Origin of the sequence: Veillonella sp. 6_1_27, assembly GCF_000163735.1 — a bacterium.
GTDB classification, from domain to species: Bacteria; Bacillota; Negativicutes; order Veillonellales; family Veillonellaceae; genus Veillonella; species Veillonella parvula_A.
This window is the reverse complement of the sequence record NZ_GG770217.1, coordinates 259,027-281,621: the sequence shown is the minus strand read 5'-3', so window position 1 is coordinate 281,621 and position 22,595 is coordinate 259,027. Positions and strand designations below refer to the sequence as shown.

Below are 22,595 nucleotides of genomic sequence, written 5' to 3'. Positions count from 1 at the left end.
AGTTGTATATTTTATAAAGGTTTATCCACATTAAGCTTTTATAAAATATACAGCTCAATAGCATGAGAGGGGCAGTCATATGAGTAAAATATTCACCATATTAACACTTTTGTGGCTACTCAGTATAGGGGGGACTACTAACGCAACGGACTGGTACTATGTTGGACCAGATGCATCAGGAAACCAATTATTTATTGACAATGACAGTGTACAGAAGAGTGATTACGATGCACTTTTGTGGCTGCGAGTTAATGAACTGGGTGGCGACGAATTGCGATATAAAGTTTATATCAGTAGATATAATCGAACCATGGAAACATTGAAGGTAGATGCGTACATGTCAGACGGGACGCCGTATGAGAATGTAGAATTTAATGAGAATCCTGAGCCCATTGCGGGTAACACAAATGGTCAAGCCATTTACATTTTATTATGGAAATAAAAGAACCATCTAGTACAGCAAGCTAGATGGTTCTTTTTATGTGTAAAATATTTATAAAGCATTAGGGAATAATTTATATACCACATCCTCTAGATATGGAGAATGGTATATATGAGGTTTTTAAACTTGAGCTGTATTGCGAGTCAACTCCAAGTCTTGAATCATTTGGAGATCGTCTTGAGGTGAACGACCGCCAGTAGTTAAGTAGCCACCAACCATGATACCGTTTAGGCCACCTTTTAGAGCATAAGCTTGTAAGTCCCGTAGATTTACTTCGCGACCGCCTGCAGTACGAATCAATGCATTTGGCAAGATGAAACGGAATACGGCGAAGGTACGTAAGATATCCAATGGACGTAAAGCTTCGTTGCTTTCAAATGGAGTCCCTTTAACAGGATTCAAAATGTTTAATGGCACGGAGTCAATATGTAAACGTTTAAGTTCGAACGCCATTTCTACGCGTTGTTCTAATGTTTCGTTAAGGCCAAGAATGCCACCAGAGCAAACACGGATGCCTGCTTTTTGTGCATTATCTATGGTAAACATTTTATCTTCGTAGGAATGTGTAGTACAAATATCTGGGAAGTGACTAGGTGCTGTTTCGATATTGGAGTGGTATCGAGTAACGCCAACTTCTTTTAATTTGAGTGCTTGTTCGTAAGTTAACAACCCAAGGGAACAGCAGATTTCAAGACCAATTTCATTTTTGATACGGCCTAATACATGGATGATTTGATCAAATTCATCAGGGTTATTAGTATTACGACCACTTGTTACGATGGAAAAACGAATTGCACCAGCCTCTTTAGCTTTACGTGCTGCTTGGAGAATGCTTTCTTCATCCATGAAAGGATACTCCTGAACGCCTGTGTTGTGGTGTGCGGATTGAGCACAGAATTTACAGTTTTCAGGACATTTGCCGGACCGAGCATTAACAATGGCACATACATCCACAGAATTATCATTGAAATGTTGGCGAATTTTATCAGCCATAGCGAGTAGAATCATGGTATCATCATCTGAAGTATGAATCAGCTCGATTGCTTCTTCTTTTGTAATTTCGCCGCCGTTCATGATGCGGTTTGCAATGGTAAGAATTTTTTCGTATGTACCCACTTGGGATGGTTGTTGATCTATAGGCAAAGCCATAATAGCCTCCGGTAAATTGTTAACTTAATAAAAACATAATATATTGACAATTTGATTGTAAACGTTCACGTATAAATTGTCAACTTAATACATGAATTGGTTAACAAAATAATAACATGTTATGGTTCATATCTTATGAGAAAAGAATATGAGCTTATCTTATAATTTATACTTATTAATAGTTAAGAGAAGTTTAGTTTAACTATATCTTTTTGATGCTAAATGATAGTTATTTTTAACTTATCTTTAAGGTTTTGTAGTATAATAAACTATTGTAATTACTATATATAACTATAATAAAAATATTAATGGAGGAGTGGATATAGATGCAGCCGTTTCGATTTATACACTGTGGTGATCTGCATTTAGGGGCACCCTTTCAATATGCTACAGGTATTAGCAATGCTGTTGATCGCGCCGTAAGTGAAGCAACCTATGTAGCCTTAGATAAAATTATTGATACTGCTATTACAGAACATGTGCATGCTGTCGTAATAGCTGGGGATATTTATAATAGCGAAGACCATAATTTAGAGGCTCAAGTCCGTTTTGTGCGCGCCATGTATCGCTTGGCTGAGCATCGTATTGATGTTTATATGGTACAAGGTAATCATGATCCTGCTGAAAGCTGGAGAGCGCAACTGCAGATGCCAGATAATGTCCATATATTTTCTAGCGAACAGGTACAGCGTTTCCCGCTCATCGTTAATAATATAGAAATTGGTGGCGTATATGGCATTAGTTGTGGTCATGGTAATGAAAGCGACAACTATGCTCGTCAATACAGAGCTTTTGAACGGGATGAGTTTTCCCTTGCTGTCATGCATGGTACTGTAGGTTCTAGTGTAGGCTCTGAAAATCATAATGTAACAGGACCTTGTAACTTAACTGATTTAACAGAGGCTGCCATGGATTATTGGGCATTGGGCCATATTCATAAATCTCAAGTTCTTAGCGAGGAACCTCTCGTAGTTTATGCGGGTAATTCGCAAGGATTGCATCGTAAAGAACATGGACCTAAAGGATGTTATCTTGTATCCGTATCTCATAATGGTCATTGTGATTTGAGATTTATCGACACCTGTGCTGTTCGATTTGAGGAAATCAAAATCGATATTGCTGGCATGCAAAATGAAACAGATTTCTTAGAGATTTTGCGGCATAAAAAAGAAAACTTGCGAAAGCAACATAAGAAAAACATCTTGCTATCCCTCGTTTTGTCCGGAACGGGACCTCTACATCGCCTATGTACGCAAGAGGAGATTCGAAAACTATGGTTGCAAGAGTCTCAAAATGAAGAGAAAGGCAAATCTATATTCGTTATGCCTTACCGTATTATTTCTAATACACGACCTAGTATTAATCTAGTTGAACGACGTTTATTAACAGATGTAGTAGGTGATTACTTGCGTGCTTATGACGATATGGTAGATGGGGATGCGATACAGACTGCGCGTCAAATCATGGGTAATCGTCCTGAATTTAAGCGCTTAGGCGCATATGCCGATTTATTGAGTGATGAATTATTGGCACGAGCTTTGAAACGTTGTGAAATTGAAGGTGTTACTGTGTTGATGGGGGCTAATGATGAACATTAAACGTATACGATTTGATGAATTTGGCCCGTATCGCGACTGGTCTTTCACCACGGGTGACAATGGGGTTCAACTCATGTATGGCCCTAATGAAAGTGGTAAAACATCCTTGCTCGAAGGGATGCGCACCTTGTTATTTGGCGGTACTCATAAGGCTTATGGCCCTATGACGGGGGCCCTTGATGTGGACCGTAATGGTGAAAGTTACTATATCGGTCGTAAGGGTAAGCAGTTAGACTTTTACAGCCCTGGTCATCCTGCCATCCATGAAGAGCCGGCTCAACATTGGTGGCATGGCATCGATAAAAAAACATATAACCGCATATTTGCGTTAACATTAGACGATCTACAAGGCCTTGATGTATTACAAGAGGTAGAGGTTCGTTCTCGATTCTTTGGCGCCGAAGGGGGAGAACACTTAGGTGGAGCTGTTAAGGATGTTGAAAAAGGGGCTACAGACCTACTTGTAGCATCCTCGAATGGTAAACGTCGCATCAATGTATTGATGGATGAGCTTAAAGAAAACCGTCAAAAGTTGAGTCAGTTGGCGGAGCATGAAGCGCAATATGTGGAATTACAAACCGTCTTTCACAGTACGGAGCAAACCGAAATGGAATTGCAAAATCAGTTGAAAGAATGGAAGGAATATCGGGATGGTATCGATGTAGTATTGCGTGCATGGGATACATATCGTCGCAGTGAAGAGGCGCGTATGCACATGCAGCAGTATAATAGTGAGCTCGCCTTGAGTCGTGATGAGTTCCTACGTCTTGATGAAGAAATAAAACGGGCTCGTGACAATATGCAATTATGGCAGGAAAAGGAAGCGGCATTGATGCCCGCCAACTTTAGTCCTGATAGCCCATTTGGAACTTATGGCCAAGATATTGAAGATCTTATTCAACAAGGTGCTAAATGGGAGCAATTACGCCGCGAGTGCGAAGAAGGCGATGCGTACATCCGTAAGGTTAGGGAACAATTGGAGTTTTCACGAACCCTACATTCTGCGTGGCGTCATGATGAGCCAATGGCAGAAGACATCAATTGGTTTGATGGAGAACGTTTGGCAAGTCGTTTGCGCACCGCAAAAGAACAACTTTTACATTGGCAAGACCGCAAACCTGCAGAGGCTACCGATGAGGTGCCGACGGCGAACCTTGAAGGGGCATCCTTACCTAACTTTAGTGAAGAAGAATTAGCTAAAAAAGAATATTTAGAACGTGAATTAGATCGTATCTTAATGGATATAGATCGAGTAGAGGCTAGACGGAATAGTCCTGGTTCAGATACACAGCCTACAATTCTGCCAAAATGGCTACAACGCATTAGTGGTATAGGTGCTGTTATTGCTGTATTAGTAGTATTAGCAGGCTTGTTGGTTCTTGAATCGGCATTATATACTATAGGTGGTTTTATTTTCTTGATTCTATCTATGGGGCTATTCTGGTATGCTACATGGAGGCTTCATAATGGTAACTCTGAAGTGTCTAAATTAAACTATGAGTTACAAATTTTATCCTCCCGTAAATCCGATGTAGAGCATCAGCTAGAGGCTTTGATCAAGGCTGCTACGCCTACAGCGAGTCCTGTACCATCCTTAGAAGGGGTGGCACATCTTGAACGTTGGATTCAAGAAGGTCATACATTACAAGGCATTTACGATGAAGCTCTCGCAGCATGGCAAAACTGGTTACCCCGAGGGGCGGCTAAGAGTCTCGATGAAGATGATTTCTTTGGCCTCAAACATGAATATGATCAATATCATGAGCAACTACGTACCATAGAAGGCTATGAAAAGCGTTTGGCGGAGCATAAAGAAGGTCTACGTATTATTGAAGACCAAGCGATGGCTTTGTGGTATAACCTTGGGATAGAGGCGCCAGTATCTCCAACAGAGCTAAAACGCATTTATAACCAATATAAGAACTTCCAACAAAATAAGATTGTATGGGAACAAAAGGAAGCACAACGTAAAAGCTTCCGCAATGAATACGATAATTGGCATCGTAAGGAAAAAGAGCTACTCCTTCGTCAACAAGAACTGCTCCATAAAGCGGGTATGGAAAGTTCCAACGAGTATCGTCAACATCTTATCGATGAGGACCAATATAAACAGTGGCAAACCATCTACAAGCAAAGTCAAGTGCAGCTTGATTTGCTTGCTCCTGATGCGGAGAATAAAGACTTGTTCTACCGTCGTTTGCGTGAAGCCAACAAGGATAACTGGTTGGATGAATTGGCTCATTCTGAGCGTGAAATAGCCTCTATCGAAGATAAATTGGCTACCTTGTACGAGCGTCGCGGCCAAATCGTTGAAGCCATGCGTACACTTGGTTCTGACCAGGAACAACACCAAATGTTGCAAGAACGAGAGGCTTTACAAAGTGAATTAGAGTCTGCTCTCGAAGATTGGGCTACGCAAGTATTGATAAGTCATTGTATGGATAAGGCTCAACAATCATATGAACAAGAAAAACAACCTCATATGTTAGAGCTTGCCTCCTCTTATGTTGAAAGACTAACTGGTGAGAGGTATACGCTTGATATTCTAGGTATCAATAAAGGGGTAGCACTTATCAACAACAATGGGGAACGACTAGAACTTAAATTCTGGTCTAGTGGTCTAGCTGACCAAGTATACTTGGCATTGCGTCTTGCCCTAGCCAAGGTATTCTCTTATCAAGTAGAATCCTTGCCGATTATCTTGGACGATATTTTGGTGCGTTTTGACGAAAATCGTCAACGTAGTGCTTTAGAATTATTGGCTGAGCTTGGGAAAAATCAACAGATTTGGCTCTTTACTTGTCAACGCTCCGTATATGATATGGCTCAATCTATTATGGGCATCGATTGCCATAGATTGAGTCGTAGTTAAATCAAAGTGGTAATGAAATAATAATCCCTGTGGAGGCATATGCTTTCACAGGGATTATTAGGGATTATTAAAGAATAAATAATGTAAGTGATTGTAACTAAAGTAACTGTTTTAGTTACACAAGTGTGTTAGTATACATTTAGAACGAAAGGGGTTGGGTACTTGAACACAGCATATTTGGACATGATCCAAGGAAAGAACCCTGGTGTAACGCCTGTGTGGTATATGCGACAAGCTGGTCGTAGTCAAGCGGAATACCGCAAAATCAAAGAAAAATATACTTTATTTGAAATTACAAAAGAACCTGAGCTATGTGCTCGCGTTACGGAATTACCTGTTAAGGAATACGGCGTCGATGCGGCGATTCTCTACAAAGATATTATGAGCCCCATGGTGGCTATGAATGTAAATGTAGAGCTCAAGGCTGGTGTGGGGCCTGTATTTAGCACGCCTATCCGCTCTATAGCTGATGTGGATAAATTAGAAACCTTTGATCCTACAAAGGTAGATTATATTGCGAAAACGATTACATTATTAACTTCTGGTATGCTCGACGTGCCGCTCATTGGTTTCTGCGGGGCACCGTTTACTATTGCGTCCTACCTTATCGAAGGGGGGCCAACAAAGAATTACAATAAGACTCGCGGTATGCTCATCGGTGCTCCAGATATGTGGAATGCATTGATGACAAAACTAGCGGACATGTCCATTGCGTACTTGTCCATGCAAGCCGAAGCGGGTGCTAATGCACTTCAAATCTTTGACTCTTGGGTAGGTGCTGTTAATGCAGACCAGTATAAACAAGGAATTTACCCTCATATGGAGCGGATCATAAAGACTGTGAAAGCTAAATATCCTCATTTGCCAATGGCCATGAATGGCGTTGGTACGGATCATTTGGTGTCTATTTGGTCTCACTTGCCTTTAGATGTCATTGCCCTTGATTGGCGTAGTTCCATCGTTATGGCAAACGAGCGCGGCGTAACACAAACGGTACAAGGTAACTTAGATCCGGCGTATTTGTTCGGAGACGAAAAAACATTGGCTCGCGAAGTGGATCGCATCTTGCTCGACGGCGTTCGCTATGGGCGCCATATCTTTAATTTAGGTCATGGCGTATTCCCAGAGGCAGATCCTAAAAAACTTCATTGGCTAACGGACTATGTGCATGAACGTAGTCGTGAGATTTGGACTCAAGAGAGGTAAATTAGTGAAAGTAGAAAAAAAAGGATTATTATTCCTGTCTTATGGTAGCCCTTTAAGTAAGGATGATTTAGTACCCTATATGACGAGCATTCGTCGTGGCCGTGTACCAACGGAAGCAGAGATTACAAATCTCACTAAGCGTTATGATACAATCGGTCAATGGGAAAATATTAAGCTTCAAACTATGGCAGAGTGCCAATATAAAGCATTGCTTACTCTGTTGCCAACTATGCCTTCCGCTATTGGTTTTTTACACATGAAACCATCCATTGCAGATGCGGTTGACTGCTTAGTCCAGCAAGGAGTGGAGCATATTATCGCTATTGTAACAGCTCCATTCTTCACCGCTCTCGGTACTGGAGCTTATGAAAAACAAGTGCAAGCAGCCATTTCAAACTATGATAATGTGACATTCGACTTTATTCGTTCCTGGTGGGACCAACCAACTTTTAAGGAATACTGGGTAAAAGCACTTTCAAAGTGTGTGCATAATGCTAAAGATGTATTCGTTATTTTTAGTGCGCACAGTATACCTCTTATCAATAATCATGGTGGCGATTCGTATGCGTTAGCTTTAGAGGAAAGCGCCAAAGAGATTGCTGAACATTGTAAATTACTTAAATGGACTGTGGCGTGGCAAAGTGCAGCTCCTCATGGTCAGTGGTTGGGCCCTACTGTAGAGGATGCTATCAACGAAGCCTTACAAACTGGTGCTAATCGCATTGTTTTTGTACCATTTGGATTTGTAAGCAACCACGTTGAGGTATTGTACGATAATGATGTGGAGTGTAAAGAACTCGTTGAAGCAGAGGGCGCAACATATATGCGTGCACCCATGCCAAATTGTAATGAAACATTTTTACAAGCAATGGCGAGTGCAATAATAGAAAGGATTCATTCGTGAACGTAACAATTGTGGGCGGTGGCTTAACAGGGCTAACAGCGGCTTATTATTTAGGTCATGCAAAGCCAGAATGGACCATTACTCTTTATGAACAAGCACCACGATTTGGTGGGAAAATACAAACGCAACGTGTGGATGACTTCGTAGTGGAACTCGGTCCTGACTCCTATTTGGGTCGTAAAACAGAAATGACAGATCTTGTGCATGATCTTGGACTAGGGGATACCCTTGTGTCTAATGAAACAGGCCAAGCCTTTGTATATGATAAGGGTTCTATCCACCCAATTCCAGGCGGCTCCATCATGGGCATTCCTACGGAAATGATGCCCTTTGTGAAAGCAACGCTCATTTCTTGGTCTGGTAAATTGCGTGCGGGCTTAGATTATTTTAAGAAACCATACCAACTCGATGAAAATGGTGATGTATCCATTGGTCATTTCTTCAAATACCACTTAGGACAAGAAATGATGGATAAACTCATCGAGCCTCTATTAGCGGGCATCTATGGTGGCGATATTTATAAAATTAGTCTATTGTCGACATTCCCTCATTTTATTCAAGTAGAACAAAAATATGGGAACATGGTAAAAGGTATGATGGCCGCTAAGATGAGTCATTCCAAAGCAGGTGTCTCTAAAGCAGCTAAAGATGCTGTTGCAGAAGGCGATGTGCCTCGTGCTGGTAAAGGTACTATGACAGATTGTCAATTTGAAAGCCACGAAGCAAAGTCTAGTCAAGCTAATTTTGCTAGTAATCGTGCAAGCAGTTCTAACCATGTAACAAAGACTAGTTCAAATCATCAGTCTGCTAAGGCGCAAACGGATATGGAAAGTCGGAAGGGAACAGCGGCTCAATCCGGTATGTTTCGTCAATTGACAGGCGGCCTTGAAAGCGTGATTACCGCTATCGTTGAGGCTATGCCTAGTAATGTACACTTGCATACAGGTACACTAGTTTCTGATATTCGATATGTTGATGGTGTGTATGCAATCGATGTGGTTAATCAGTGTAACGATTCTTGTGGTCGTCAATCTATGGCAGATCATGTGATTATTAGTACGCCGCCGGCAACGTATAGACAATGGTTTAAGGATGATCAGGGTTTTGACTTTTTGCGTTCCATGGAGCAATCTAGCTGTGCCATTGCTATTATGTCTTTTGATAAAAGCACCTTTGATGGTGACCTCAAGGGATCAGGTTTGCTCATTACTAGAAACACAGATACGCCTCTTACAGCGTGTACTATTCTTAATCAAAAATGGCCTCAAACAACGCCAGATGATAAGGTGGTGTTACGCGTCTTTATCGGTAAGCCTGGCAATGACGTGGTAGAACGACTCAGCGAAGAGGAACTTTCAGAATTGGCAGTCAAAGAAATTCAACATATCATGGGTTTCTCTGTCAAACCAGAGTGGGTGCGCATCAATCGCCTCATTCACTGTATGCCTCAATATAATGTAGGCCATCGCGCAGGCATTAAAGCTGTTCGTGAACATGTGGCAGAGCATTATCCCAATTTACACCTCATTGGTACGCCCTTTGATGGCATTGGAATCCCTGATGGTGTAAAACAAGCAAAAGAACTGGTAGAAAAACTTGTGAATGACAAGTAAAATAGTGACTTGCTTAAAAGAGTTAGTATAGTATTAAGAGCTATAGGATTATCCTCAGCATAAAAGTAGAAGTTTAGTCTTAACTAAAGAATGTACTAATAAAAAATCTCAATAGAAACTAAATTGAAAAGACTCTATATGCTATAATAGTAAGTGGAGTCTTTTGATTTCCTTAGTTATATAGATACATTATTATTTTGATATAATCACCGTAGATAGGAGTGATCATAATGGGAAAAGCAATCCCTACAGTAGAAGGTTGGCATAGCCAACACATGGTATTCGCCATGGATTTCAGCGCATGGAACTGCTTCACAGAGGATGAAAAAGCAGCAGCGCGCAATGAATTAAAAGCATTCTTAGCAGACCTTGAAGCTAAACATCAAGCTAAAGAAGGAAGTTATGCATTCTATGATTGTAATGGAGCAAAAGGGGACTTAATCCTATGGATTCTTGGTCCATCCCTTGAATACTTGGCGCAAGTAGAACGCAAATTCCGCCGCCTTGCCATTGCAAGCGTATTAGTACAAACATACTCTTATACATCTGTAACAGAAGTAAGCACCTATGTTAAGGCTAAACTTGATACAGAGGAAGTTAACCAAAAACTATATCCTCACGTACCTCGCGATAAATATATCTGTTTCTATAATATGAGTAAAAAACGCGAAGGTGATGATAATTGGTTCATGCTACCACCGCAAGAACGCGGAGCCTTGATGAAGTCTCACGGTGAACTTGGTAAAACATACTTGGACGTTTTATCTGAATTCACCACAGGTGGCTGTGGCTTAGATGACTGGGAATGGGGTATTACCATCTTCAGTAACGACGACATCCAATTCAAAAAAATCGTATATGATATGCGCTTTGAAGTAGCCAGTGCAAAATACGGCATCTTCAGCGACTTCTACGTTGGTACCATCATCGACGACGCACTACTAGAAGAAATCTTTGGATAATAAAAGAGCCTGCAATGCAGGCTCTTCTTTATTATTTAATTCATATATATCGATAAATAACTGCTTATTGTATCGTATATTTGTTCAATTTATAATGTTCTTAAGGTAGTCGGCGAGGTTGGGTCTCTCAAAAAGCAAATAGCCCTCCGTTACCAAGTGTAATTAGATAAACAGAAAGGCCATTTCCTAGATAATTAGTTTTTGAGATGCGCCTGACGTTCCTACTCGTCTGACTATCTATTTATATTATAGAGATAAAGGTATATATCGTCAAATTAGAATGAATGGACTGCCTTGCAGTCCATTTTTCTCCCCTCAAAATGAAGGCTATAATTTTGAGGGGAGAAAAGTTAATATACGCACTATACTTCGTAAAATATAATTCACAATATATGAGTATCGCATTCGCAACTATATTCTCATAAAAGAGAACCCCGCATCGATCCGACTTACGAGGTCAAGGCCCTAGGCCGCAGACCTGATAAGTATGGAGGAGAGATGCGGGGTTTCTTTTATCACTTAGTATAGAAAAGTGAATTATATTTTGTAGTACTGTTCAATGAACGTAAATTTTCTGTTCCAGAAAATTATACGTTCATGTTTGCACCTTTACGCACATAGAACCAGTAGCACACTGCTACAGTTACAATGTTAAATGCAAGTAATACAGCAAAGGCTGGGTGAATATTGCCGAACATGGAATATACAAAACCGAAGATTTTAGGTGTAATGAAGGCACCGTATGCAGCTACGGCAGCAACGAAACCTGTAATTAAAGAGGAAAGCAATGGATTGCCAAATACGTGAGGAATCATACGGAATGTAGCACCAGTTGCGAAGCCACAGCATACGAATGTCAACACGGACATAGCAAAGAAGAATGGGAAGTTGTGCATATCTACGCCAACTGCAATTAGCGCTGTTGTTGCACATAGACCGAGAAGGCTTACAAAGGTAACTTTTGTACCGCTATTGATCTTATCTGCTAACCAACCGCCTACAGGACGAAGGGCACCTGATACAAGAGGACCAACAAATGCGATAGACGCAAATGGAACTTCAGGGAATTCTTTACCTACTAATAAGCCAAGTGCTGCCGCATAACCAGAGAAAGCACCGAAGGAACAAGTGTATAGCAATGTAAGTGCCCAAGTGTGTTTGTTCCCAAAGATTTGTACAAGATTTTTAGGATTTGGTTTTTCTAGTGGTAAGTTATCCATGAAACGTGTCATAAGTGCAAGGATAACAACAAGTGGTACAATCCACATGAAAGCCGCATTGGCAAGGTATACTGCGTTACCTTTGATGATAGCTGGTGTTACACCAAATACGCTACCTAATGCAGCAGAACCCATAGCGAATGGAGCCAAGAAGTAGATTACAGAAATACCAAGGTTACCAACACCGCCGTTGATACCAAGAGCAGTACCTTTTTCGGATTTAGGGAAGAAGTTGCCAATGTACGCCATGGAGGACGAGAAGTTGCCACCCGCTAAACCGATGAGGGCAGTTAAGATCATGAATGTCGTATAAGAAGTTGTTGTATCTTGAACGGCAAAGCCAAGCCAAACAACAGGAACTAATAAGATAATTGTGGAAATAAATGTCCAGTTTTTACCGCCTAATAGTGCTGGCATGTATGTGTATACAAATCGCAATGTAGCACCTACAAGGCCTGGTAAGGCAGCTAATGTAAATAATTGATCTGTAGTAAAGTTAAATCCAGCGCTATTTAGCTGAGCTGCAATGGTAGCCCATAAGTACCAAACACAGAATGAAAGTGTTAAGGCAATAGTGGATATAACGAGGTTTTGTTTAGCGATTTTTTTGCCAAACTTTTCCCAAAATTCCGGATTTTCCGGTTGCCAATTAGCCACGATTTCGCTGCGGCTTGCACCTACTTGAGGCATTTTTAGTTCGTTCATTTTGAACTTCTCCTTACTGTAACAACTATACACGCAGATAAGACAAGAAAAATATATTAAAATTATATATAAAGTATATATAAATAATAAAATCTAAAAAATTCCTATAGAAAGTATTCGATTTACTTACAAATTGCGTTATAATTATTGTAGCATTAATATTTTTCAATGTCTTACATCACAGATATATTATATAGTGTAATTTTTTTTGTGAATGTGATGTAAAACACACATATTCTGAAATTAATAAGTTATAATAATCTTATATATACGAAAAAGTATATAGTATAGGTGCTTTTACTATAAATAGATTAGTATAACTAATGGATTTTGTTATAAAAGTACTGTGGAGTGATAATGGTATGGATCAAAATTTAATTAACCAATTGCTTGCTTTGCCGGGTGAGGAACTACATCTTAAAAAAGGTGATTTTCTCTTCCGTGAGGGGGACAAGGCAGAATACTTTTACGTAGTAGTAAAAGGTAGAATGAGCATTAAAAAGTTCGAAGCTAGCGGACACATTTTTGCGTTGCGTTTAGTAGGACCGAATAATGTAATTGGTGAGGTTCCGTTGTATGAGGAGAACACTAGATCATATGTGTTCAACGCCATTGCTCGGGAGGATTGCTCTGTTTACTGTATACGCTATGATGTGTTGGAAGGGGCTATTGCAAAAGACCATTCATTGGCCATTGCGATGATGAAAATCTACACTTTACATATGCGTCGTCAACAGGCAAAATACCGAGACTTGCTACTTTACGGCAAGAAGGGAGCATTCTATTCTACCTTGTTGCGCTTAGCCAATAGTTATGGTGTAAAGCGCGAGGATGGTATCTTTATTGATATTGCCCTAACAAATCAAGAGTTGGCTGAGTTTGCTGCCACATCAAGAGAAAGTTTAAATCGCATGTTAAGTGAGTTGCGTAAGTTAGGCTATGTAGCCTATGACAAACACCATCTAGTAATCTGTGATTTTGACGCTTTAATCGGATTACTTGATTTAGAGGTTGATGGTATCGACCCTAATATTAGTAATATCGAATAACAGGATTTTCTCCCTTGTGTTAGCACATCTAGCACAAGGGATTTTTGTAGTTTTGAAGGAGGACACGAGATGAGCTTGTTGTCTCAAAAGTTTAAGTTTCTTCGCAAGAAGGAAGTATCTCCAAGTGGTCATCAAATCACAGAAGATGGTGGTCGCGAGTGGGAAAATTTTTATCGTGATCGTTGGTCTTACGATAAAGTAGTCCGTACGACTCATGGTGTAAACTGTACTGGTTCTTGTAGCTGGAACATTTATGTTAAAAATGGTGTTGTAGCTTGGGAAAATCAAGCAACTGATTACCCTGAAACACCAGATGATATGCCGGATTACGAACCACGTGGGTGCCCTCGTGGTGCGACCTTCTCTTGGTATCTCTATAGCCCTTTGCGCGTAAAATATCCTTATGTACGTGGCGAATTGGCTGAGCTTTGGAGAGAAGCAAAGAAGAATGCTAAGAACCCAATCGAAGCTTGGAAATCTATCGTAGAAGATCCTGAAAAAGCGAAAAAATATAAGTCTGCCCGTGGTATGGGTGGCTTTGTGCGCTCCACATGGGATGAAGCAACAGAAATCACTGCAGCATCCTTACTATATACAGCAAAAACTTACGGCCCTGACCGCAACGCAGGATTCTCAGTAATTCCTGCGATGTCCATGTTGTCCTATGCAGCAGGGGCTCGTTTCCTTAACTTGATGGGTGGTACACCATTGTCCTTCTATGACTGGTATGCCGATTTGCCACCTTCCAGCCCTCAAGTTTGGGGTGAACAAACTGATACACCTGAATCTGGTGACTGGTATAATGCTGGTTACATTATGACGTGGGGTTCTAACGTACCGTTGACTCGTACGCCAGATGCTCACTTCTTGACAGAGGTTCGCTATAAAGGGACTAAGGTAGTATCGGTGTCTCCTGACTATGCGGAATCTACAACTTCTTCTGATGCATGGCTCAATGTAAAAGCTGGTACCGATGCGGCTCTTGCCATGGCAATGGGTCACGTTATTCTAAAAGAATATTACATCGATAAAGAAACTCCATACTTCAAAGAGTATGCAAAAGAGTTTACAGATATGCCATTCCTTGTGCGTGTTGAAGACATCAACGGCACGGTTCAACCAGGCCGTTTCTTGAATGCTAAGGACTTAGGCCGCCAAGAGGAAGGCGCTGACTTCCAAATGGTATTGATTGATGAACTAACAAATGAAATCGTTGTTCCTAATGGTACAATGGGTGAACGTCACACACATCCTGAGAAATGGAACTTACGTCTTGAAAATCGTGATACAGGGGCTAAAATCGATCCTCGTTTATCAGTATTTGATCAACGGGAAGATGTGACTGTTGTTAAATTGCCATACTTTGGTGATGAAGAGCACGAAGGCATTATTGAACGCGCTATTCCAACTATTACAGTACAAACTGTTGATGGTCCTATGAAAGTGACTACTGTATACGATCTTATTCTTGCTAACTATGGTATTGACCGCGGTATCGGTGGTGAGGTAGCGACAGCTTACACTGACGACACACCTTATACACCTACATGGCAAGAAAAAATCACTGGCGTAAAAGCGGACATTGCTATTGCTACAGCACGTGAGTTTGCAGATAATGCAGAAAAAACGAAAGGTCGTTCCATGATTATCATGGGCGGTGGTATCAACCACTGGTACCATGCCGATGTTATTTACCGCACTATTTTGAACCTTATCATGTTCTGTGGTACAGAAGGCGTTAACGGTGGTGGTTGGGCCCACTACGTAGGTCAAGAAAAACTTCGTCCTGTTGAAGGTTGGGGTGGTATCATGACTGCCAATGACTGGAGTAAGGCTCCTCGTTTGCAAAATGGTACATCTTGGTTCTACTTTGCTACAGAGCAATATCGTTCTGACTGCATCGATTTGGCAGACCGCGTATCTAAATTGGCTAAACCTCGCTATCGTCATCCTGGGGATTACAATGTATTAGCAGCTCGTTTAGGCTGGTTGCCATCTTATCCTACTTTCAATAAAGGTAGCCAAGAATTGATTAATGATGCTCGCGCAGCCGGTGCTAGTACAGAAGCAGAAATCAACCAATATGTAGCACAAGCCTTGAAAAATAAAGATTTACAATTCTGCGTAGAGGATCCTGCAGCTAAAGAAAACCACCCTCGCAACCTGTTTGTATGGCGTGCGAACCTTATCGGCTCCTCTTCTAAAGGTCATGAGTACTTCTTGAAACATTTATTAGGCACAAAAAATGCCGTATTGGAAGATGATGATGCTCCTACGCGTCCAGAAGAAATTAAATGGCGCGAAGCAGATGGTGCGGGTAAGCTTGATCTCTTAATTGATATCGACTTCCGTATGGCGTCTACAGGTTTATATTCTGATATCGTGTTCCCAGCAGCTACATGGTATGAAAAAGAAGACTTGTCTTCCACAGATATGCATCCATATGTACATGTATTCCAAGCTGCTGTTGATTGCGCATGGGAAACTAAATCCGACTGGGATACATTCCGTACCCTTGCAGAAACAGTATCTCGCGTAGCAAAAGAATCTGGCTTTACAGAATATGAAGATATTGTAGCTACTCCACTTGGCCATGATAGCCCAGGCGAAGTAGCGCAACCAGAAGGTAAAGTTCTTGATTGGAGTAAAGGCGAATGTGAACCAATCCCTGGTAAAACAATGCCGAACCTCGTTCATGTAAAACGCGATTACAGTCAGATCTTTGAAAAATACATTGCTTTAGGACCTAATATCGAAAATAAAATGGGTGCTCACGGTTTGGCGTGGGATGTATCTGACGAATATCAAACATTGTATGCTCAAAATGGTACGATTGATAATCCAGACTTCATTTCTCATGGCCGTCCAAGCATTTACGAATGTAAGGAAGCTTGTAATGTTGTATTAACATTATCTTCTTGTACAAATGGTAAATTAGCGGTTCGTTCTTGGAAAGCGATGGAAGAAAAAACAGGTCTTTCTGGGCTTGAAAAGAATGCAAAAGGTCGCGAACAAGAAAAAATTACCTTCGATGACATGGTTCGTCAACCACGCTTTATCATTAGCTCTGTAACAAGTACTGGTAAGAACGATAAAAACCGTCGTTATTCTCCATTTACAACATCTACAGAAGATAAGGTACCATTCCGTACTGTAACAGGTCGTCAATCGTTCTATTGTGATCATGAAATGATGCGCGACTATGGCGAAGCTATGGCATTGTACAAACCTGTATTGTCATATAAACCAGTACAAGGTGATTATAAACAAGAAGGTATTCCAGAAATTACATTGAAATACTTAACTCCACATAATAAGTGGTCTACACATAGTATGTACTTTGATAGCCAACAAATGTTGACATTATTCCGCGGGGGCCAAACAATTTGGCTTAACGAAGATGATGCAGCAGAAATTGGTGTTAAAGATAACGACTGGGTAGAAGCTTTCAATAAAAATGGTGTAGTTGCAGCTCGTGCAGTTGTATCTCCACGTATTCCTCGTGGCATTTCTTATATGCATCACTCCCAAGACCGTCACATCAACGTTCCTGGTACGCAAGTTAAGAAAGATCGTCGCGGTGGTACACACAATGCGCCAACTCATATTCACATGAAGCCGACACACATGATCGGCGGTTATGGTCAATTGAGCTATGGCTTTAACTACTATGGCCCAACTGGTAACCAACGTGATATGACAATTGTGGCTCGTAAATTGAAGGAGGTGGATTGGCTTGAAGATTAAAGCTCAAGTATCCATGGTCCTAAATTTGGACAAGTGTTTAGGCTGTCATACATGCTCTATTACTTGTAAAAATACATGGACGAACCGCGAAGGCGCGGAATATATGTACTTTAATAACGTGGAAACCCGCCCTGGCGTGGGTTACCCACGTAATTGGGAAAACCAAGAGAAATGGAAGGGTGGCTGGACTCTCGATAAAAGCGGTAATTTGGCGCTTTCCACAGGCTCTAAAGGCTCTCGATTGATGAAGTTGTTCTATCATCCAGAACAACCAGAAATTACGGATTACTTTGAACCTTGGACATACGATTATGAGACATTGATTCATACCGGTCGTAAAAATAATCAACCTGTAGCACGTCCTCGTTCTTTGTTAACAAAGCAAAAAATGGAAGTAACATGGGGCCCTAACTGGGATGATGATTTGGCTGGTGGTCATCATGCACGGGAAGATGTGAACTTGGCTAAAATGGGTGATGATATCGTATTTGACTACGAAGAAGTATTCATGCGTTATTTACCACGTCTTTGTAACCACTGTTTGAATCCTGCATGTGTAGCAGCATGTCCATCCGGTGCTATCTACAAGCGTGATGAAGATGGTGTTGTACTTGTTTCTCAAGATGTATGCCGCGGTTGGAGACATTGCGTTCCATCTTGCCCATACAAAAAAATCTTCTATAACTGGGAAACAAATAAAGCTGAAAAATGTGTATTCTGTTACCCTCGTTTGGAAAATGGCTTGCCTCAAATTTGCGCTGAAACATGTGTAGGTCGTATGCGCTATGTTGGTGTAGTTTTATACGATATGGACAAAGTTCAAGAAATGGCAGCTACGAAGGATGAACAAGAAATTTACCAAAATACAGTAGATTTGATCTTGGATCCTAATGATCCAGAGGTTATTAAAGCCGCTCGTGAAGCAGGTATCTCTGAAGCCTTCTTGAAAGCAGCTAAAAAATCTCCTGTTTACAAGCTTGTAAAAGAATGGGGCGTTGCATTGCCATTGCATCCAGAGTATCGCACATTGCCAATGGTTTGGTATGTGCCACCGCTCAGCCCAATCTTACAACGTGTTACATCTGATGTATACTTGCCAGATGCACATGAAATGCGCGTGCCTGTACAATACTTAGCTAATATGTTTACTGCTGGTAATACAGATATTTTAGCTCGTGTATTACAACGCATTCTCGATATGCGTGAATACATGCGCCGCCGTGAGACAGGTGACGAAGCAATCGCTCATGAAGTAGATCTTACAGAAGAGCAAATGTATGCTATGTACAAATTATTAGCCTTGTCTAAATATAATGATCGTTTTGTTATCCCATCCGATGTTAACGTATCTCGCGAAGGTCGCTTAGAAATGCAACACAATCGTGGTTTTGCATGCCCGACAGGGGGTTGCCATAATGGATGATGCACAAAAAATAGCTCTCATTGCTTCTTTTTTGCTTCGGTATCCAGATGAATCTTGGTACAATGAACTTGGTGAATGGAAAGAGGATACTTACTCTGTTGAGCATCCTCAGCTTCGCCAAGGATTGCTAGAGTTCTTTGATTACATTGAAGAAACGGATCGTAAGGCCTTTGAAGACCAATACGTACGTATCTTTGACTTCAGCCGTAATACGACGATGTACTTATCGACTTACGAATTGCAAGGTACAGGGGAACAAGCAGAGGAACTCGTTAAATATAAAGCCTTCTTCCTAGAAAATGGCTATGATTTACCAAAGGAGATGCCTGACTATATTCCAGCTATTTTAGAGTTATGTGCAGTTATCGAACCTGAAAAGGCTCGTGAAGTATATGATTATTGTAAACCAAAGCTAGAATATATTAGGGATCGATTGATCGAAGCAAAACTGACCTATGCATTCTTATTTGATATCATATTGTCGGTTGCAAATGGATTGGAGGACGGTGCACGATGAATCTATTTTTATGGGGCGCTTTGCCATATATTGCGTTTACCTTCTTAATCGTAGGCACACTTGTTCGTTTCTTCTACTTTGAAAGAAACTGGACTACAAAATCAAGTGAATTTTTAGAGAAAAAACAATTACGTATTGCCAATCCATTGTTCCACTTTGGTTTGCTATGCGTTATCGGCGGTCACGTAGTAGGTGTATTAGTACCTAAAACTTGGACTGCAGCTATGGGTATTAATGACCATATGTACCATGAAGGTGCATTGTATATGGGTGCTGTAGCGGGTATCATCTTTATCGTTGGTTTCTTGCTCTTGATGAAACGCCGCTTTACTGTACCTGCTATGAAAGTAAATACATCTGGCTTTGATAAATGGCTATATTTATTCTTAACATTGGCTATCTTTAGTGGTATGGCCGGTACATTACTTAATGCATCCGGGTTCTTTGATTACCGTGTATCCATCGGCCCATGGTTCCGTAGCTTGCTATCCTTTATGCCTGATCCATCCTTGATGGAAGGCGTGCCATTCATGTTTAAATTCCACATGTTGGCTTGGATGGTGGTTGCTATTATCTTCCCATTCAGCCGTTTGGTACACTGCTTGAGTGTTCCACTCAACTATTTAACACGTCCGTTCATCGTATATCGTAAACGGGATCAAAAATAATTAGGATGATGATTAATTTGTATGCCTATATATAATAGGATTCATTAATCTATGGCCCCTTGTAGTGGTGAAAGCATATGCTCACAACTATGAGGGGCTTTTTATTTACCGATTCTGTATTAGTAGATTACAATGTATTCTCTGTAGAGAAAAAATTTATTCATTGTAATAAACTTAGAATTACTATAATAGGCATTTTAATTTAGAATTATTCTTATAATATATACTATGTATCTAATATAAGTAATCTACAAAATTCGATTTAAATGATAAACTATATCGTATAGATTGAATTTTTTAGGTATTATTTTTGAGAGGTATATGATGAATCAAGTTGAAACAAAACAGAAAAAAAGTATTTACCATATCTTTGTATGGATTGCTATTTTCTCCTTAGTTATGATCGGTTTATTAGAGTGGGGCTACATGGCCGGTGGTCGTGCCTTTGGTAATTATAAAGTGTATACGGGTCTTGTGCCATGGTGTGTATGGATCATCATGACCTATTTAGCGACTCGCCCTAAATGGTTTACAAGCCGCTATAATTTAGGTGACATGTATAAGGTACACCGTGCATTAGGTATTGCCACTGTAGCTGTTATTGCATTCCATTTATATCTCTATTTTGGTAAAGCGGCTAAATCCATCCTTGGTTGGTGGGGCGGATATGTGGCTCTTACCTCCTTTGGTATTGCTACAATCTCTGGCCTTGCGTTCTTAACTCCAAAACTTAGAAAGGTTACACCATCTGGTCGTAATGTAGGTATTTGGTTACATCGATTAAATCTTGTAGCACTTGTTGCTGCAGATATCCATATTCATGGTTTTAATCGTATTTCTAAAATGGTGCCATTCTTACAAGTGTTTGATATCATTACATACGGTCTCGTTCTTTACTGCATTTACTTGATGTTTAAAAAGAAATAATATGAATTACTAGAATCCCTTCTGTATCATGCAGAAGGGATTTTTCGTTACATTTATAGTTTCTAGTAAATTAACATAGGATATTATCAGTTTGAGTCATAAATGATTGTGAGATTGATATACATTTTCCCTTTACTCGTATAATGAAAATTGTTATTATCTGTATGTTAAACATGATAATGATAATTAGGTTCATAAATTCATTATCTATTCATTTTTATTCTTGTTATTTTTATTGTGTGAGGTTTAGTATGATTAAACGTAAAATGACCAGTGCTTTTGCAGTGGCTGCCATGATGGGTGTGGCTACAGCTTTTGCTGTTAACCCATTTTCTGATGTTCCTTCTGATAGTTGGGCTTATCAAGCAGTAGATCAATTGGCTACAGCTGGTATTATCAATGGATATCCTGATGGTACTTTCAAAGGGCAAAATAATATTACGCGTTATGAAATGGCCCAAATGATTGCGAAAGGCATGGCTAATCAAGATCGGGCAAATGCGGAACAACAAGCTATGTTAAATCGCTTGGCGGATGAATTTTCCAATGAATTGAATACACTTGGTGTGCGTGTAGCTAAATTGGAAGACCGCGTAGGCAATGTAAAAGTTACTGGTGATGCTCGTATCAACTACATCGGTAAAGAGGGTGGCGATGGTTATGATTACGAAGATAAGATCACAGCTCGTGTACGTCTAGGTCTCGATGCAAAGGTTAATAAAAATACCTCTGTTAAAGCGCGTATTACTACAGGTTCTATTGAGCTAGGTGATAGCTCTAAAGAGGCACAAGCTAATTGGGATTTGGCATACGTAGAGCACAAGTTCGGTAAAAATGTTGTGGTCGATGCGGGGCGCTATACTCAAAAATTTGGCGGTGGTCTCATTTATAACTCCAACTTTGATGGTGTTGGTGCTACAGCTAAGCTTGGTGATAAAGTTACATTAAATGGCGCTTATGGTTACATGACAGCAGGTCGTTTTGCCAAGACTAGTAAAGCTGATAATGGTGATGTAGGTCTTATCAATGCTAATGTAGCTGTTAATGATCGCTTTGGTTTTGGTGGTATGTTTGCTCATGTAGGTACAACGAATGTACGTATGGGTAATGGCAAGAAAAATAACGAATTCGATAATGTATATGGATTTAATGCTAAGTATAATATTGGTAAATTCGGTATTGATGGCGAGTGGGTAAAAGCATCTGGCTTAAGTGATTCCGATATTTGGAACGTTGGCGTTAAATGGGGCGACTATAAAATTAATAAGAAGAACTCTTGGGCTATCCGATTAGATTACTTTGATCAAGCTAAGAATGCACCTGTATTTAAAACACAAAAATATGAATCTAATGATTTATTAAAGAAAACACGGTATGAAGGCTATAAAGCATGGCAATTAGGTGCATCCTACGCACCAGAGAAAAATATCGGCATTAATGCATACTACGGCTTCAATGCTAAAACACAAGAAGGCAATCGCGTAAATGATTACTATCGTGCGGATCTTAACTTCAAATTCTAATTTAATGATTGGATTTTAAGTTAATCAGTAATTAGTTCTAAGTAGAATGCTATAGGGTGAGAGTGTTTTA

Annotated in this window: 16 protein-coding genes; 14 read left to right on the top strand and 2 right to left on the bottom strand. The window is 40.3% G+C overall.

The window, feature by feature from the left end; all coding sequences use genetic code 11:
• Window positions 1-79 precede the first annotated feature (79 nt).
• On the top strand, window positions 80-442 hold the full coding sequence (locus tag HMPREF0874_RS08320; protein ID WP_008603073.1) for a hypothetical protein: 363 nt from the start codon (window positions 80-82) through the stop codon (window positions 440-442).
• Between the two features lie 120 nt (window positions 443-562).
• On the opposite strand, the gene bioB is transcribed toward HMPREF0874_RS08320, so the two are convergent.
• Window positions 563-1,591: a biotin synthase BioB gene (gene bioB / locus HMPREF0874_RS08315; protein ID WP_004694042.1), complete on the bottom strand. Its 1,029-nt coding sequence runs from the start codon at window positions 1,589-1,591 to the stop codon at window positions 563-565.
• A gap of 326 nt (window positions 1,592-1,917) precedes the next feature.
• Here bioB and HMPREF0874_RS08310 point away from each other — a divergent pair, with 326 nt between their 5' ends.
• The 6 genes from HMPREF0874_RS08310 (at window position 1,918) to hemQ (ending at window position 10,746) form a co-directional block, all read left to right on the top strand.
• Complete coding sequence (locus HMPREF0874_RS08310; protein ID WP_008603070.1) at window positions 1,918-3,189, top strand: DNA repair exonuclease; 1,272 nt, start codon at window positions 1,918-1,920, stop codon at window positions 3,187-3,189.
• On the top strand, window positions 3,179-6,061 hold the full coding sequence (locus tag HMPREF0874_RS08305; protein ID WP_039965399.1) for an AAA family ATPase: 2,883 nt from the start codon (window positions 3,179-3,181) through the stop codon (window positions 6,059-6,061). The genes HMPREF0874_RS08310 and HMPREF0874_RS08305 overlap by 11 nt, the downstream gene beginning before the upstream one ends.
• Window positions 6,062-6,223: 162 nt before the next feature.
• The gene (hemE, locus tag HMPREF0874_RS08300; RefSeq protein WP_038125759.1) at window positions 6,224-7,267 is read left to right on the top strand and encodes a uroporphyrinogen decarboxylase; all 1,044 of its coding nucleotides are present in this window, start codon (window positions 6,224-6,226) and stop codon (window positions 7,265-7,267) included.
• Window positions 7,268-7,271: 4 nt separating this feature from the next.
• Window positions 7,272-8,171, top strand: a complete 900-nt coding sequence (gene hemH, locus HMPREF0874_RS08295) for a ferrochelatase (RefSeq protein ID WP_039965398.1) — start codon at window positions 7,272-7,274, stop codon at window positions 8,169-8,171.
• Window positions 8,168-9,784, top strand: a complete 1,617-nt coding sequence (gene hemG / locus HMPREF0874_RS08290) for a protoporphyrinogen oxidase (protein ID WP_008603063.1) — start codon at window positions 8,168-8,170, stop codon at window positions 9,782-9,784. Before hemH ends, hemG begins: the two co-directional genes overlap by 4 nt.
• A 230-nt stretch (window positions 9,785-10,014) precedes the next feature.
• Window positions 10,015-10,746, top strand: coding sequence for a hydrogen peroxide-dependent heme synthase (gene hemQ, locus HMPREF0874_RS08285; RefSeq protein WP_039965396.1), 732 nt, complete (start codon window positions 10,015-10,017; stop codon window positions 10,744-10,746).
• Window positions 10,747-11,333: 587 nt separating this feature from the next.
• Here the strand turns inward: hemQ and HMPREF0874_RS08280 are convergent.
• On the bottom strand, window positions 11,334-12,671 hold the full coding sequence (locus HMPREF0874_RS08280; protein WP_008603059.1) for an MFS transporter: 1,338 nt from the start codon (window positions 12,669-12,671) through the stop codon (window positions 11,334-11,336).
• Window positions 12,672-13,033: 362 nt separating this feature from the next.
• Between HMPREF0874_RS08280 and HMPREF0874_RS08275 the strand changes: the two genes are divergently transcribed.
• The 7 genes from HMPREF0874_RS08275 to HMPREF0874_RS08245 all read left to right on the top strand — a co-directional run bounded on the left by HMPREF0874_RS08275 (window position 13,034) and on the right by HMPREF0874_RS08245 (window position 22,525).
• Entirely contained in the window at window positions 13,034-13,720 is a 687-nt protein-coding gene (locus HMPREF0874_RS08275) for a Crp/Fnr family transcriptional regulator (RefSeq protein ID WP_039965394.1), read from the top strand.
• A 69-nt stretch (window positions 13,721-13,789) separates the two neighbouring features.
• Entirely contained in the window at window positions 13,790-17,467 is a 3,678-nt protein-coding gene (locus HMPREF0874_RS08270) for a nitrate reductase subunit alpha (protein WP_008603055.1), read from the top strand.
• Window positions 17,457-18,890 carry a nitrate reductase subunit beta gene (gene narH, locus HMPREF0874_RS08265; protein WP_038125763.1) on the top strand — a complete coding sequence of 478 codons (1,434 nt, stop codon included), beginning with the start codon at window positions 17,457-17,459 and terminating at the stop codon, window positions 18,888-18,890. Before HMPREF0874_RS08270 ends, narH begins: the two co-directional genes overlap by 11 nt.
• Complete coding sequence (gene narJ, locus HMPREF0874_RS08260) at window positions 18,883-19,407, top strand: nitrate reductase molybdenum cofactor assembly chaperone (protein ID WP_038125764.1); 525 nt, start codon at window positions 18,883-18,885, stop codon at window positions 19,405-19,407. Before narH ends, narJ begins: the two co-directional genes overlap by 8 nt.
• A complete protein-coding gene (gene narI / locus HMPREF0874_RS08255) occupies window positions 19,404-20,075 on the top strand; it encodes a respiratory nitrate reductase subunit gamma (RefSeq protein WP_004694017.1) in 672 nt (223 codons plus the stop codon). The genes narJ and narI overlap by 4 nt, the downstream gene beginning before the upstream one ends.
• A gap of 324 nt (window positions 20,076-20,399) precedes the next feature.
• Window positions 20,400-21,002, top strand: coding sequence for a hypothetical protein (locus HMPREF0874_RS08250; RefSeq protein ID WP_038125765.1), 603 nt, complete (start codon window positions 20,400-20,402; stop codon window positions 21,000-21,002).
• A 251-nt stretch (window positions 21,003-21,253) separates the two neighbouring features.
• Window positions 21,254-22,525, top strand: a complete 1,272-nt coding sequence (locus HMPREF0874_RS08245; protein WP_039965392.1) for a putative porin — start codon at window positions 21,254-21,256, stop codon at window positions 22,523-22,525.
• Window positions 22,526-22,595: the final 70 nt, after the last annotated feature.